This is a genomic window from Micromonospora sp. NPDC023814, assembly GCF_040639595.1.
Taxonomy (GTDB): Bacteria; Actinomycetota; Actinomycetes; order Mycobacteriales; family Micromonosporaceae; genus Micromonospora.
The window spans coordinates 1-14,487 of sequence record NZ_JBFAAF010000118.1 but is presented as its reverse complement, the minus strand read 5'-3'; the positions used below and the strand labels follow the sequence as shown (position 1 = coordinate 14,487).

Annotated in this window: 6 protein-coding genes; 2 read left to right on the top strand and 4 right to left on the bottom strand. The window is 76.5% G+C overall.

Translation table 11 applies throughout. The annotated features are described in order from the left end of the window. Nucleotides 1-149 precede the first annotated feature (149 nt). Nucleotides 150-674, top strand: a complete 525-nt coding sequence (locus AB0G14_RS33220) for an SMI1/KNR4 family protein (RefSeq protein ID WP_357704348.1) — start codon at nt 150-152, stop codon at nt 672-674. A gap of 70 nt (nt 675-744) precedes the next feature. Continuing rightward, nucleotides 745-1,329, top strand: a complete 585-nt coding sequence (locus tag AB0G14_RS33215) for a DUF664 domain-containing protein (protein WP_357704346.1) — start codon at nt 745-747, stop codon at nt 1,327-1,329. A gap of 54 nt (nt 1,330-1,383) precedes the next feature. Here AB0G14_RS33215 and AB0G14_RS33210 read toward each other — a convergent pair whose 3' ends face one another. Genes AB0G14_RS33210 through AB0G14_RS33195 form a run of 4 tightly spaced genes read right to left on the bottom strand, consistent with a single transcriptional unit; the run spans nt 1,384 to nt 14,381 of the window. Next, on the bottom strand, nt 1,384-3,177 hold the full coding sequence (locus AB0G14_RS33210) for a hypothetical protein (RefSeq protein ID WP_357704344.1): 1,794 nt from the start codon (nt 3,175-3,177) through the stop codon (nt 1,384-1,386). A gap of 46 nt (nt 3,178-3,223) precedes the next feature. After that, the gene (locus AB0G14_RS33205; RefSeq protein ID WP_357704342.1) at nt 3,224-5,068 is read right to left on the bottom strand and encodes a hypothetical protein; all 1,845 of its coding nucleotides are present in this window, start codon (nt 5,066-5,068) and stop codon (nt 3,224-3,226) included. After that, entirely contained in the window at nt 5,065-9,582 is a 4,518-nt protein-coding gene (locus AB0G14_RS33200; protein WP_357704340.1) for a hypothetical protein, read from the bottom strand. Before AB0G14_RS33200 ends, AB0G14_RS33205 begins: the two co-directional genes overlap by 4 nt. Further along, nucleotides 9,582-14,381 (bottom strand): hypothetical protein, encoded by a 4,800-nt coding sequence (locus tag AB0G14_RS33195; protein WP_357704338.1) that lies wholly within the window; start codon nt 14,379-14,381, stop codon nt 9,582-9,584. The genes AB0G14_RS33200 and AB0G14_RS33195 overlap by 1 nt, the downstream gene beginning before the upstream one ends. Between the last annotated feature and the right edge of the window lie 106 nt (nt 14,382-14,487).

Below are 14,487 nucleotides of genomic sequence, written 5' to 3'. Positions count from 1 at the left end.
TGCACCTCGGAAGTGCCTCCCTCGAAGAGAAACCTGTAGATGTCGCAATCACAAGTTTCCCTTGCAGGGCAGGCACTTCCGCTCATCTACACGCCGACGAACAGCACATCCCGGCGATCACCGTGAATAACCCAGGCTAGGGTGCGCCGGTGACCGGAGAACAACTCACCCTGCCCGCCGCGCTGCGGGAGGCCCAGGAAGGCGGCTTCGACTACGCCGGCGGCGACGGCGTCGACTTCGAGCCGTACGACGGCTTTCTCACCCTCGACGAGACCGCCGAGTGGTGGCACGCGTGGAGCGGCAACAGCTCGATGGACGGCGTGGACCTGCGGATCTTCGGTCGGGACGGCACCGGTGGACTGGCCGCCTTCTGGCTGGTCCGGCCGGACGAGCCGGTCGACCGCCAGCCGGTGGTGTTCCTCGGCTCCGAAGGTGAGACGTCCGTCGTCGCCGGCGACCTGGAGGACTACCTGTGGCTGCTGGCCGGTGGTTTCGGCCCGCTGGAGGCGACCATGTGGCCACGCCACGAACACCGCCCCCGCCCGGACGCCCGCCGCACCGCGATCGCCGAGCGCTACGCGCCGCAGGCGCGCCGGACCGTGCCCGAGGTCATCGAGGCGGCACGGGCCGAGTTTCCCGACTTCGAGTCGCTCGTCGAGTCCCTCTGCCGTTGACAGTTCGTCGGTTCAGCAGGCGCACCCGCACGCCCGAGCGGTTGTCGGGGGTGCGGGCTACGGTGGCGCCATGACCGACAGCGAGTACCCGTGGGAGCCGCCCCTCGCCGGCACCGAGGTCGAGCATCTCGTCGGTGCGCTCGACCGGCTGCGTACGACCTTCCGTTGGAAGGCCGACGGCCTCGACGCCGCCGCGCTGCGGACCCGCTTCGGCGCGTCCTCGCTGACCCTCGGCGGCCTGCTCAAGCACCTCGCCGCGGTGGAGGACAGCACGTTCACGACCAGGCTGAGCGGGCAGCCGATCGGCGCGCCCTGGGAGGGCACGGCCTGGGACGGCGGCAACGACTGGTTGTTCGCCTCCGCCGCCACCGACACTCCTGAACAGCTCTACGCGCTGTGGGACGGCGCCGTCGAACGGTCCCGCGCGAGGCTCGACGCGGCCCTGGCCGACGGCGGGCTCGACCAACTCGTCCACGCCGCCACGCCCGACGGCCGCCACACCAGCCTGCGCCGGCTCGTCTGCGACCTCGTCGAGGAGTACGGCCGGCACACCGGCCACGCCGACCTTCTCCGCGAGGCGGTGGACGGACTGGTCGGTGAGGACCCGCCGGCCGGCTGGCGGCCCGGGGGCGCGCCCGCGCGCGTGAACGGCTGACGAATGGGCTGCGGGGCCGGGCCCGTTTGCGGGTGGCCCGACCCCGAGGGCAGGTCAGTGCGTCGCTGGCACCTCCACCTCGAGCGGCTCCAGGTCGTCGCGGACGGCCTTGACCTCCCAGTAGAAGGCGTGCGAGGCCGGCGATCCGTCGACGGTGCGGACCCGGAAGGCCCCGTCCTTCACTCGGCTCGCGGCCAGCGCGGAGACCGGTTCGTCGTCGTCGAAGACCGGCGTGAGGTGCACGGTCCGGCCCTCCGGCCGGGTCAGCGCCTCGAAGTACGCGGGCAGTTCGACGGTGGCGGTCCCGCCGTCGAGCCGCGCCTCTCCCCGGTAGTAGACGCCGTTTTCCGGCCCCTCGATGGCGGCGTGGATGAGCTGGCGGCGTTCGGTGGCGTCCGGGGCGTCCAGCGGATGGTCGATGGCGAACTGCTTCGACTTGCCCTTGATCACGCCGCTGCCGGCCATCAGGCTGATGGTGTAGCCGGTCGCCTGGGTGCCGAGGTAGATCGCGCCGGAGGCGAACAGGTCGAACGTGCTGATGCCGCCGCCGCTCCACGAGGGCACCGTGTTCGGGCTGACCGCGACGCCGAGCTGGCCGTTGATCTGGACGTTGCCGCCGAAGAAGCCGCGCTTCTCCACCCACAGACAGCCGGTCTCCGGGCCGGTGCCGCCGCCGTAGCCGATGTAGACGCCGGCGCTGTTGAGCAGGTAGAGCCGTTCGGGCCCGTTGATGTGCAGCCGGTTGGCGCCGTTGAGGTAGCCGGAGGCCGGCATGGAGATGTTCCCGCCCGTCCACAGGCCACCCTGCACCGTCAGGTCGCCGTTGCCGTTGGCGTCCTTGACCACGGTGACCCCGCCGGTCGCCCGTACGGCGAAGCCGCCCTCCGCGGTCAGCGACAGCCCGCCGCGCCCGCGCAGGCTCGCCGCCCGCAGCTCCTTGACCGCCAGGTCGGCGTACGGCTTGCTGCCCTCGCCGTAGCCGAGCCCCGGCCCGTCGTTGCTGCGGTCGACCAGCTCGAAGCCCTTGCCGGCCCGGAACGACAGCTGCGCGTGCTGCACGCCGGGGCCCCAGAAGCCGAGCCCGGTGACCACCTGGCCGGGGGAGACGGCCGCCCCCTCCATGCTGCCCAGGTGCAGCATGCCGCCGGCGATGCGCAGCCGGTCCGCGTTCTGCTGGGTGAAGGCGATGATGTCGTCGGCGTCGTTGTTGTTGGCGATGCGCAGGATGGTGTTCTCGCCGCTGTACGGCCAGTACCGGATGTACGCCTCGTCGCCGGGGTCGGCGGGGAAGGTGATGCCGGACTGGGCGCCGGCACCGACGGCCGGCACGATGGCCCCGACCGGGACCCGGAGGCCGGCCGCCACCCGCCCGGTGCTCTGCACGGTGATCGTGCCGCCGGCGCGGGTGACCGTGCCGAGCACGATGGCGCTGGCCGGGTCGGTGGGGGCGGCGGCGGAGAACTCGATGCGGCCCTCCTCGGTCCACCGGGTCTCCGCAGCGACCCCGCCCTCGTCACGTCGCTCGGTGAGGTACTCGTGGTAGCGGATCACCACGTGCCAGCTGGTGCCCTCGGCGGGCAGGGTCTTGCGGGTGTTCTCCGCCAGCACGATCACCCGGCCGGCGCCGTCGATCGCCACGCCCTGGCCGATCGTCACGTCGCTGCCGGTGGCGGTCAGGTCGAGGCCGGTGACCACGCCTCTGGGCTGCAGCAGTCGGGCGGCGAGGTTCTGCCGGGCCAGGAGGTAGTCCAGCGCCTGGGTCAGGTCGCCGGCGCGCAGGTACTGGTGGTCGTAGTACCGGGGCCGGGCCATCGGCAGCGGCAGGTCGTTCTTCCAGGTGATCGTCATGGTGGTCTCCGCTGATCTGGTTCGGTCGGTGCGCGGGCGGGGTCGTTCAGCGCGGTTGGACGGTGTCGTAGCGCAGGCCGCTGGACAGCTCGCCCGTGCCGGTGTAGCGGGTGCGGCCCAGCCACAGGTGCACCGAGCCGTCGGTCCACCGGGCGAGCTGCCACTGGCGCAGCAGCCGGGTGCCGCCGCGCGGCACCTCCTCCTCGGGGATGGCCAGCTCGACCAGGTCGTCGCCGCGCCAGCGCCAGTCGAGCAGGCGGCTGTGGCCGGTGACCGCGACCGGCGGCCCCTCGCGGGACGGCTGTTGCAGCGGGACCCGGCGCAGCCGGACCACGTCGGGTCGGTCCTGCGTCGGCCCCGGGATCAGCGGCACCCAGTTGTCCGGCACGGTCGTGGCGAAGGCGTACGACAGGCTGGGCACCGCCTGGGTGTCGGCGACCGGTGGCCGCGGCGGCGGCGCCGCCCGACCCACCTGGGCGCCGCGGTCGATCGGCCGGCCGGTGGCGCCGGTGACGGTCCGTTCGACGGCCCAGGCCAGGTTCGCCATCTCGTCGCGGCCGAGGCGTACCTCCTCCACCGGCTCGGAGTCGAGGGTGGCGGCGGCCGTGGCGGGCAGGACCAGCACGTCGGCCGGTCCGCCGGCGGTCGCCCCGGACGGGCGGAACAGCGCCGTGTCGTCGGGCGCGGCCGGCACGAGCGTCTGGACGCCGAAGGTGTCGGTGACGATCAGCGACCGGATCCGGGTGGCGGACCCGACGGGCAGCTCCAGTGGCACCAGGAAGTGGTCGTTGCCGTAGACGAGGCCGTACTCGACCAGGAACATCCGGGCCAGGTCGCCGGCGCCGGCGCCGATGCCGGCCAGGTTGACCCGGGCGTCCTCCAGCTCCCAGAAGCGGGTCGAGGGCATTCCGGCGTACGCGACCGGGGTGGGCAGCAGCACCTTGACGACGTCCTCGACCGCCGGGGCGGCGTCGAGGGTCGCCCCGGGTTCGTGGTCGAAGTGGTACCAGTCCAGCCGGTCGCCGTCGTACTCGTGGGCGGTGAGGACAAGTTCGCCGGCGGAGCCGTGCGCGCCGACGGCGAAGTCGTACTCCAGCCGCTCGCGCCGCCACGCGGACCCCTCCTGGCCGGGGGCGCTGAACAGGGGCGTGAAGTCCTCGGGCGGCCAGGGCGGCGCGGCGGGCCGGGACGCGCCCGGCGCCAGCACGGCGGGCAGTTGCAGCAGGTAGCCGTCCGGCGGGCCGGCGGGGCGGGGCGGCACGCCCAGCCAGGTCGTCCACTCGGCGATCGCGGCGGTGACCGCGCCGACCAGGGCGGACGGCACCCCGTTCTCGGCGACGAACCGGCCCTCGGCGCAGGCGCGCAGGGCCAGGTCGCCGTGCGGTACGCGGCCGGCGGCGATGCGCAGGTAGCCGAGGGTCTCCGCGTCCGCGGCCGACGCGGCGTCGGGCGGGACGGCGGGGACCGGATACTTCCGGCACAGCCCGGGCGCCAGCTCGCCGGCGCCGGCGGCGGCGAGCGACCGCAGCAGCTGCTGGCCGCTCTCGACGGCGAACCGCAGGTCGCCGGCGGTGGCGGCGGACTCCCGTTCCACCACCGCCTCCAACGGAGTGGCGGTGGGCAGGCCGACCGTGCTGCCGGAGGCCGTGCCGGGCCGGTAGCGGGTGAACCTGGCGGCCTCGGCGTGCACCCGGGCGCTGACCGGCGACCCGGTGTCCTCGCCGGTGAACTCGCCGAGCTGCCACTGCCGGGCGAGCAGCCACAGCGGGTCGGCGGTGCGGGCCTCCACGGCGGGGGCCAGGTCGGCGCGGCGGGTACGCGGTTCGAGGCGGGTCCAGGTGGTGACCGACGGGGTGTGCGTGTCGGTCAGGGCTGGTTCGACGGTGGTCACTGGCCCTCCTGGCCGCCCTGCGGCGCGAGCGTCGCGTCGGGGACGAAGTCGGTGGTGGTCGTGCTCTCGGCGACGTTGGTGGGGAAGTAGAGGGCGGGCAGGAACTGGCCGGCCGCGCCGAGGGAGTCGACGTCGACGGCGCGGGCGACGGCCAGGTCGAGGGCCTCCTCCAGGACGTTGGCGAGGGTGGCCGGCTGCCACGTGGCGGCGCCGTCGGGCGCGAGGCCGAGCAGCACCGCCTGCGGTGCGGCGGCGCCGGGGGCGTCGTACTCGAAGGTGAGGCCGGTCTGCACCCGCCCGGCGGGAACCACCTCCGTCCACTCGTCGACGAGCAGGCCGTGCACGGGCCTGGTCGGGTCGATGCCGCCGGGGGCGACGACGACCAGGGACACCGGTTCGGTGTTGGCGCGCGGCGGGGCCTCGCCCACCCAGCGGTCGCCGGGGGCGTACGGCAGCTGTGCCACCCGGACGGTGGCGGGCAGCTTCACCACGCCGCCGGCGTCCAGGGCCTGCGCGGTGGTCAGCACCTCCTGGAGCCGGCCGACGGCGGGGCGGACCCGGCCGTAGCGGGACAGCCACCGGCGCACCGGGTGCGGGGAGCCGCCCTGCAGCGCGTCGCTGGCGGCCAGCGTGGTGGCCAGTTGCTGCGGCTGGGGCGCGCCGGCGGCGGTCAGGACCGGCATGTCGGGGCCGAGCAGCGCCCGGACGCGGGCGATCTGGGCGTCCCGCCGCCGCGCGGGGGGCGCCGAGGGCCGGTCGAAGTCGGTCGCCGGGTCGCAGGTGCAGGCCGACGGTGGGCAGGGCGCCCGGTCGTGCAGGTCGGCGACGACCCGGCAGTGGGCGGCCAGCCGGCGGTCCAGCTCGTGGCCGGCGACCAGGGCGGCGTCGGCGACCGCAGGGGCGGTGCCGGCGGCCGGTGGCGGGGGCACCGCGCCGGTGACGCCGAACCCGGCGGCGGTGTCCAGCAGCAGGCGGACCGCCGTCTCGTCCCAGCCGGGCGCGTCGGCGGCCGGGGTGGCCCGCAGCGCGGCGGCGGCGCTCCGCGCCGACTGCCACAGCTCGTCGGTCTGCGCCTTCACCACCGGATCGACCTGCGGGGGCGCGTCGGGGTCCAGGCCGAGGTCGGCGGCGAGGACCGGCCGGGAGCGGCCGAACAGGTCCCGCAGCACGTTCACGGCGTGCAGGAACTCGGCCAGGCCGACCTTGTCGGCGGCCCAGGCCGGGTCGCGGTCGTAGTCCAGCTCCAGCGTCCAGTCCGGTCGCACCCCGGCGGGCAACAGCGTCGCCCAGGTGACGAGGGCGATGCGGCGGTCCAGCTCGGCGTCGTCGGGGCGGCCGGGGTGCGGCGGGGCGGCGAGCAGGTCGATCGCCGGGGTCTGCAGCCGGTCCAGACTCGCGTCGCGCCACGGCGTGGCGGTGACGCCGTCGGGGGCGTGCCAGCGGTAGCGCCAGAACACCCGCGGCGAGGGCGGCAGCAGCACGGAGGTGAGCGCGTCGGCGGGGCTGCCGATGATGCGCGGGTGCTGGGCGCGGGCGGCGGGCCAGTCCTGCCGCAGCGGGTCCATCCGGTTGTCGACGTTGACCAGCAGCAGCACCCGGTGGGTGAGGGTCGCGCCGGTGGCCGGTGTGCGGGTGACGTGCAGCTGGAGTGGGTTGGTGGCGGCGCCGGAGGCGGCGTCGACGGCGGCCGCGGCTCGGTTCATGTCGCCCAGGGCGAGCTGGTGGACGCTCTCGGCGAGCAGCGTGTCGGCCACGGCGTCGGTGGCGTCGGCGAGGTCGGCGAGGACCTGCCGTACGGCGGTGCGGGCCGCGCCGGGCAGCGCGTCGAGCTGTGTCTCGATGGCGTTGGCCTGGTGCAGCCGGTGCAGTTCCAGCCCGTCGACGGTCGCCGCCGTCTCGACGGTCGCGGTGACCGTGGTGGTGTCGTCGTCGGCGTCGACGCGGTGGGCGCGTACCGGCGCGAGCCGGCGGAACAACGGCAGGAACTGGTCCAGCGGGCCGTCGGGGTGGTCGTGCAGGCCGCGCTCGAAGCGGTAGCCGAGCAGGGCGCCGAGGCTCTGGCCGGCGCGGACGCCGTCGAGCAGTTGCTCGGCGAGGCGGACCCGGCGGGAGGACAGGTCGACGGCCATCGGGTGGTCGCCGCCGTGGTGGGAGCGCCATGCGCTGCGCAGCACGGCGGTGGTGACGGCCTGCGCCGGCGAGGGGGCGTGCACGTGACCCGCGCCGTCGGGGGCGGCGGGCAGCGTGGGCGGCGCCACGGTGTCGGGCACGTCGGCGGGGCGGGGCACCAGCCGCGGCGGCCCGGCCGGCCGCAGGTCGACCAGCCAGCCGTACCCGCCGACGTGCACCCCGGTCGGCGGCCCGGCGGTGAGCTGGGCCAGCCGGCGGGTGGCCAGCGAGGTGATCCAGGCGTCCAGCCGGTGCGTGGCCAGGCCGAGGGTGCCGGCGACATGCCGGTGCAGGTCGGCGGGGGACAGCCCGTCGTCGAACGCGTCGCCCAGGTCGGTCAGGGCGGCGCGGAAGGCGCGCAGGTCGGCGGTGGCCCGGATGTGGCGGGGGCCGAGCTGGGCGCTGGCGAGGTAGCTGCCGACGGTCTGGCCGGGGGCGCCGGGCACGGGCACGGCGAGGCGGCGGCGCAGCACCGGGGTGCGGTCGTGCGGGCGGATGTCGACCAGTTCCGGCTCCGGAACCTCCGCCGCGGCGGGCAGGGACGCCTCGGCGGCGAACGCGTGCGCGGCGGCGGAGTGCTCGGCGATCAGGGCGGCACGCAGCAGCCGGTGGAACAGCGGCACCGGCCCGTCGCCGGGGCTCACCGGCACCTCGTCGCCTTCCAGGCCGACGGCGGCGAGCGCGTCGAGGTACGCGCGGATCCGGTCGGCGCGCGGCTGTCCGGGCCCGTCGAGCAGGGGCGTGCCGAGGGCGTACGCCTCCTTGGCGAACACGGCCAGGGACAGCCGCGGGTCGGTGGGGCTGCCCAGCCCGAGGGCGGCGAGCAGGTCGCGGGCCGGTTCGACCACCTGTTCGCGCCAGTCCGGGCCGAGGCCGAGGCGGGCGAAGCGCCACAGCCAGCTGACGTACTCGTTGCCGAGCATGCTGCGGGCGCGTACCTCCAGCACCCGCGCGTCGGTGGCCAGGATGTCCAGCAGGGTGCGCTCGGGGTCGGCGAGGCCGGGGACGATCCGGGAAACGGGGGAGGGCAGCCACACCTGCTGCCACAGTTTGGTGAGCAGCCCGACGGCCCGGGCCTCGCCGCCGCCGGCCGGGCGCCAGTCCCGCAGGCTGGCCACCGGCAGCAGCCCGTACGGCTGGCGGCCGACGCGCAGCGTGGGCAGCGGCCCGTCGGCGTGCACGTGGGCGACGAAGTGCTCGCGCAGCGCGGCCTGCTCGGCGGGGGTGGCGACGGGCAGCAGGTCCCGCAGCAGGGCGCCGAAGCTGGCCGGCCAGAGCAGCCGGCGCACCAGCCGGCCGGTGGGCCGGTCGGCGACGGCGGCGCCGGCGCCGCGGGCGAGCGCGGTCGGCGCGCCCTCCCGGGGCGGCGTGCCGCGGGCGGCGGTCAGCGCGTCGTCGGGCTCGGCGGTCAGCGACACGCCCAGCGCGGCGGCGACCAGCGCGGCGGCGGCCTCGGGCGCCTCGGCGTCGGTGGCGGTGTCGGCGGCGCTCGGCGCGGCGGTGGTGGGGGCCGCCGCCGGGGCGGCGGTGGCGGTGTTGTTGGTGGGGGTGTCGGGGGCGAGGAACGCCAGCCCGTCGGTCGCGGCGTGTGCCTCCAACAGGCGCCCCAGGGCCTTGGCGGAGGCGTCGGGCGCGGTGGCGGTGTCGAGCCCGAACACCAGCAGCCGTTCCACGGTCTCCGGCTTCCCGTCGGCGCCGGTGGGGACGGTGACGGTCAGCGCCATGCCGGCGGCCTCGGCGGTGGCGAAGTCGACGGTCCAGCGCATCCCGGCGTCCACGGGCGGCGCCTCGGCGGGCACCTGGTCGATGGTGCCCGTGCCGCCGGCCGGCACGGGGGTGGGCCCGACGGGCAGGTCCGGGGTGACGGTGCCGGAGGTGCCGGTGAACAGCCGGCCGCCGGCGGTGCGGCCGACGGCGTACCAGCGGGTGGGCAGCAGCCGGGCCCGGGCCGGTTCGCACCAGGGGCCGGGGCGGGGCTGCGGCTCGGGGAAGTCGCCGGCGACGGGTTCCATCACCCGGGCGATCCAGGCGGCGCGGGGCGCGCCGTAGCGGCGGACCAGGTCGTTCCAGGACGCCTCGTCGGGTGTGCCGGTGACGCCGCCGGGTCGGCCCTCGCCCCAGTACGCCCGGCCGGCCGCGATCTCCTCGGCGGTGAGATCCGGCTCGTGGTCGTCGACGTGGATCTGGTCGGGGTAGACGCGGATCTTCAGGGTCGCGCCGGCGAACCGGGTCTCCAGCCGCACCGGCAGCATGACCGCGGGGACGAGCGCGGACTGCGTCCACGGGGTCTGCGTCAGCACGGTGGCCAGCGGCGGCCGGTTCGCGGCGTACGACAGGGTGGTCATCACTGGTTCTCCGGCGTCGGTAGCAGGTCGCTGGCGTGGCGGGCGAGCAGGACGGGGCGTTGCAGCACGGCGAGGGCGGTGTCGGCGGCGTTGCGGCCGTGCCGGGCGGCGAAGACGACCGCGTCCGGCGGCAGCGGGTCGCCGGTGAGGTCGACGCCGAAGCGGGGCGCGGCCGGCTGCTCGCGCAGCAGGAAGAAGTAGCCGGCCGGGCCGGCGGCCTGCCGGGTGGCGCCGCGGGCGACGTCGGCGGTGAACGGGAACCCGAACAGCAGTAGGTCGGGCGACAGCCACGCGTGGAAGATGGGCAGGATGTCCGGCCCGGCCGGTTCCCGCTGCTCGGGGCCGGTCCACGCGGCCTGCCGCATGGTGACGATGGTGGAGGGGTAGCGGCGCAGCAGCTCACCGCGGATGACCAGCACCAGGGACTGCTCCCCGGGGGCGCCGACGGCGGTGAGGTGGCTGCCCAGCGGCCCGTTGCGCCAGGCATCGTCGGTCAGCGGCGGGATGTCGGTGAGCGGCGCGCCGGCCGAGACGGCGCCGCGGACGTCCCAGAACTGCCGGAACCAGGTCTGCCGCGGGTCGGCGGGGAACTCCCGCCACAGCATCTCCCGGCTCATCTCGTGGTTGAGCCCGACCAGGAATGCCTCGATGAACCGGGGGTTGGCGGCCAGCGCGGTCATCGTCTCCGGCGCCACGGCGGGCAGGTTCGGCACGACGTGCTCCTGGGACAGGCCGCGTAGCAGCTCGTACGCGGGGACGGTGAAGCTGACCCCGGCGAGCAGCCGGCGCAGCGGGTCGCCGCTGTCGGGCAGGGCGTCGACCAGGTCGCCGTCGCCGAGGGTGAGACCGGCGAGCACCTCCCCGGCCACCGCGGTCTCGGGGCGGACCGTGTCGCGGACGGCCGCCGCGGCGGTGGCGAGGTCGACCGGCGCGGGCCGGTGGTTGCGGGCCAGCGACTGCGCCGGGGCGAGCCGGCCCTGGTGGGCCGCGGCGGCGGCCATGAAGTCGTCGCCCATCCGGGCCCGGTCGGCGACGAGGTCGGCCCGCAGGTCGGCGATCGCGACCGTGCAGCCGCGGGCGGTGCCGGCGTCGGCGGCCCCGGTGACGGTAACCGCGGGGCTCCAGCTGACGGGTACGCCGGCGGGGTCGAGGTCGAAGGCGGCGCGGTAGGTGATGGTGGTGCCGCTGCGGCGGGCGACGACGAGGTCGGGGCGGCGGGTGCCGGTCACGTCGGCCACGGCGATGCCCGCCCCGGCGGCGCCGGCGACGGCCGCCTCGTCGGGCACCGCGCGCGTGGTCGTCCAATCGTTGACGACCCGGCCGCGCCGGTTGAGCCCGAGCCCGGTGAGGTAGCGGGCCACCGGGGTGGCGCCGACCGAGCCGGCGGCGAAGACCAGCAGGTCGGGGACCTGGTCGCCGGTCATGTCGACCACGTCGACGCCGACCGCGGTGATGGTGTCGAGCTGCTGCGGGGTGGGCTGCGAGTCGCCCCACCCGCGGGTCACCGCGCCGGTGGCGTCCAGGCCCCACCCGACGCGGTAGTACACCCGGTTCTCGGTGCCGCCGGGGCGGCTCACCCCGTACGCGACGACGAGTTCGGGCTGCTCGTCGCCGTCGAGGTCGGCGAGGGCGACGTCGAGGCCGGCGGCGTGGGCGCTGACCGGGTCGGGCAGCTCGTACGGGCCGGTCCACCCGGCGGCGGCCGTGCCGGTGGCGGTGGCGTCCCGGCCGATCCAGTAGCTGATCCGGCAGGTGCCGTCGGTGCCGGGCAGCAGGGCGGCGGTGACCAGGGCCGGGCGGCCGTTCGGCTGGAGGGGGCCGATCGTGGTGGCGGTGGCGCGGGCGGCCACGGGGATGGCCGGTCCGTCCACGGCGGCGGTGAGCGCGGTCTCCCGCACCGCGCCGTCGTCGCCCACGTTGTGCCCGACCTGTACCCGGGCTCGGCTGCCCGTGCCCACGGGGACGGTGTGGGTGAACAGCAGCGACGCGAGCAGCCCCACCCGGGGAGCGAACCGCAGGTGCGCCGGGGCGGGCGCGGTGTCGGGGCCGGCCCCGCGCGGGTCGGCGGGGGTGCCGTGGTCGATCCAACCGGTCGGGGCGTAGCCCCAGCGCCACGAGGTGAGCCGGCCGTCGCCGGTCACGGCGAAGATCTCGCCGCTGCGGAACTCGCCGAGCACGGGTCCGGGGCGGTGCCGGCCGAGACCGCCGGCCGGCGCGGACCCGATCACGTCCCAGCCCCAGTACTCCCGTTCGTGCCCGTCGTGGTACCAGCGGTAGCGGCGCATCAGGCGCACGTCGGCCGGGTTGGCGTCGGGCGCGCCGAGGGCGATGATCGACATGCCGTCGTCCTCGCCGATCTGCGCCGCCTGCTGCCCCAGCGAGACCAGCCGTCGCCCCTCCGGGGCCGCGTCGTGCCGGTAGAGGGACCCGTCGGAGAGTTGCGAGATCAGCCAGCCGTCCGTGGTGAGGTAGGAGAAGCGGGAGCCGTACGCGGACGGGTGCTGGCTGGCCGGGGAGCCCCACACCGGAGGGATGGCGTCGTTGCCGACCTGGCTCCACTGCCCAGCGTGGACGAAAAGCCGGTTGTGGCTGGTGGCGACCAGCACCGTCGACCCGATCGGGCGCGGGGTGCCCCAGAGCCGCTCGGTGGACCACATCGCCGGCGCCCCCAGCGACGTCCACGACTCGGCCGCCGGGTCGTAGCGGTACAGGTTGCCGTCCCCGCCGAGCAGGTAGACCAGGTTGCCGCCGACTGTCGGGCGGCTGCGCACCCCGAGCGGCGGCGCGCCGCAGTCGCGCCACACCCACCGGTCGCCGTCCCACCGCCGCTCGAACAGGCGGCTGTCGCGGGTGCGGACGAACACCCGGTGGGGTGCCACGGTGGCGCCGGAGGTGGCCACGGCGGTGCCCGGCGGGAGGCCGTGGTCGCGCCACACCCACTGCTCGCCGACGCGGCGGCGCTCGAACAGCCGCCCGTCGGCGGCGCCGAGGAAGAACCGGTCGGCGCCGAGCAGGTCGCCGGCGTTGGTGGCCACGGTGGTGACCGGGTCGTCGGCGGCCAGCGCCCGGATGCCCGCCGTGACGCCGGCCGTGCTGGTGGTGTGCCACCACGGGTTCTGGGCGGCCTGCTCGATGACGGCGCGGGTCAGCGAGCCGAGCCCACGGCCGTCGGTGACCAGCGTGTCCAGCACCTTGCCGCCGGTGGGCACCTTCGCGGCGGGCACCGCGCTGGCGCCGCCGGCCAGCCGGGCCAGCGCCGCTGGGCCGCCGTCGGCGTCGACTCGGCGGGCGAGGGGCCCGCGGGGGCGCAGCAGCCGGCGCAGCGGCGCGCTGGTGGCGGCCCGCGCGCCCGGGTTGCCGTCGAGCTGCCGGTCGAGCGGGTCGCCGGCGGCGGCGAGGCGGGCGCCGGAGCCGGTGTCGACGAGGTCGTGCACCGGCTGGGTCATGGCCACGAGTTGGTCGTCGCCGACCGGCGTGCCGGGGCAGGCCGGGTCGACCCGGCGGGCGAACAGGGCGGTGGCGGTGTCCCGGGCGGCCTGGCCGCGGCGGAGCTGCTCGTTGGCCTCGCGCAGCTCGGCGGCCCGTTCCCACGCGGCCGCGGCCAGGTCCTCCTGGTGGCGTTGCACCACCTGGGTGCCGAGGGCGGCGGCGGCCCGGTAGCGGGGGTCCAGGTTGAGCCCGGAAAGCCAGCGCGGTTCCGCGCCGCCAGTGGGGACCTGCCCCTGCTGGGTGTGGATGTTGCCGTACAGCGGCGGGGTCAGCCGGTCGTCGGCGTGGCGCAGCAGGTCGGTCAGCGCGTCCTGCCAGGCCTGGCGGACGTCGTCGGCCCAGACGGTCGGGGTCATGCCGGGCGCGGCGAGGGCGCCTTCGAAGCCGAGCACGGACCGGCCCTCGACGCCCTCGTCGTCGCCGGCGGGCAGGCCGCCGCCGGGCGCGGCGATGTCGACCGGCTGCCGGCCGACGTCGTCGGGCAGGACCCGGGCCCGCAGCCGGCGGGCCAGGGACTCGAAGTCCCCGTCGGGCCCGGTGCGGAACGTCCAGTGGTGGTAGACGGGCAGCAGCACCGGATCGTCGGGGCCGGGGTGGGCCGAGTCGGGGCCCCAGGCGGGGGCGAGCGGGCCGGTGTCGTCGACGGTGTCGCCGAGCCCGGCGCGGACCCCGGCGGCGAAGGCGGGCACCACGGCGGCCAGGTAGTCGGTGCCGGCGGCGAGCCGGCGCGGGCACACCAGCCGCGACAGGGTGCGCTCCGGGGCGGAGGCGATCACCCTTGACAGGTCCTCGTCGTCGGTGACCAGCACCTGGGCGTGTGCCCACGCCCACGACTCGGCCAGCACCGGCAGGTGCCGCACCGTGGTGGCGAGCCGGGCCAGGGCCTGGCCCGGCTGCGTGCGCAGCTCCGCGCCGTCCTCGCCGAGGGGCACCACGACGAGGACCAGCCACGGGCGCAGCGCGCCGTTGTCGTCGGGCCGCGCCGGGGTGTACCGCCACGGCAGGTCGGGGTTGTCGAACTCGACCGCGGCCAGCAGGGACACCTCGACGTTCTCCGCGCCGGGTGCCGGGTAGCTGCGGATGATCTCCTGCGGGTCGACGCCGACGACGTCGCCCGGCCCGTGCAGCAGCGCCGTCGAGGTGCCGGTGATCTGCTCGGTGTCGCCGGTCGCGGTGTCGGTGCCGAGCGCGGCGACGGTGAGGGTCACCTCGGCGCGGGGGCGGGGAAGCGCGCCGGTGAGGGTGTCGGTGTGGGAGACCACGCGGGCGACGCCGTCGCGGACCCAGGGCAGGAAACGCAGGCCACCCATGTCAGCAGACCTCCAGCTCGACGGGCGTGATCCTCGGGTGGGGAACCCGGACGCGGGGGCGGCGCGGCGCCGCCGGGGCGGCGGTCGCGCGCCGCTGCGCCGGCAC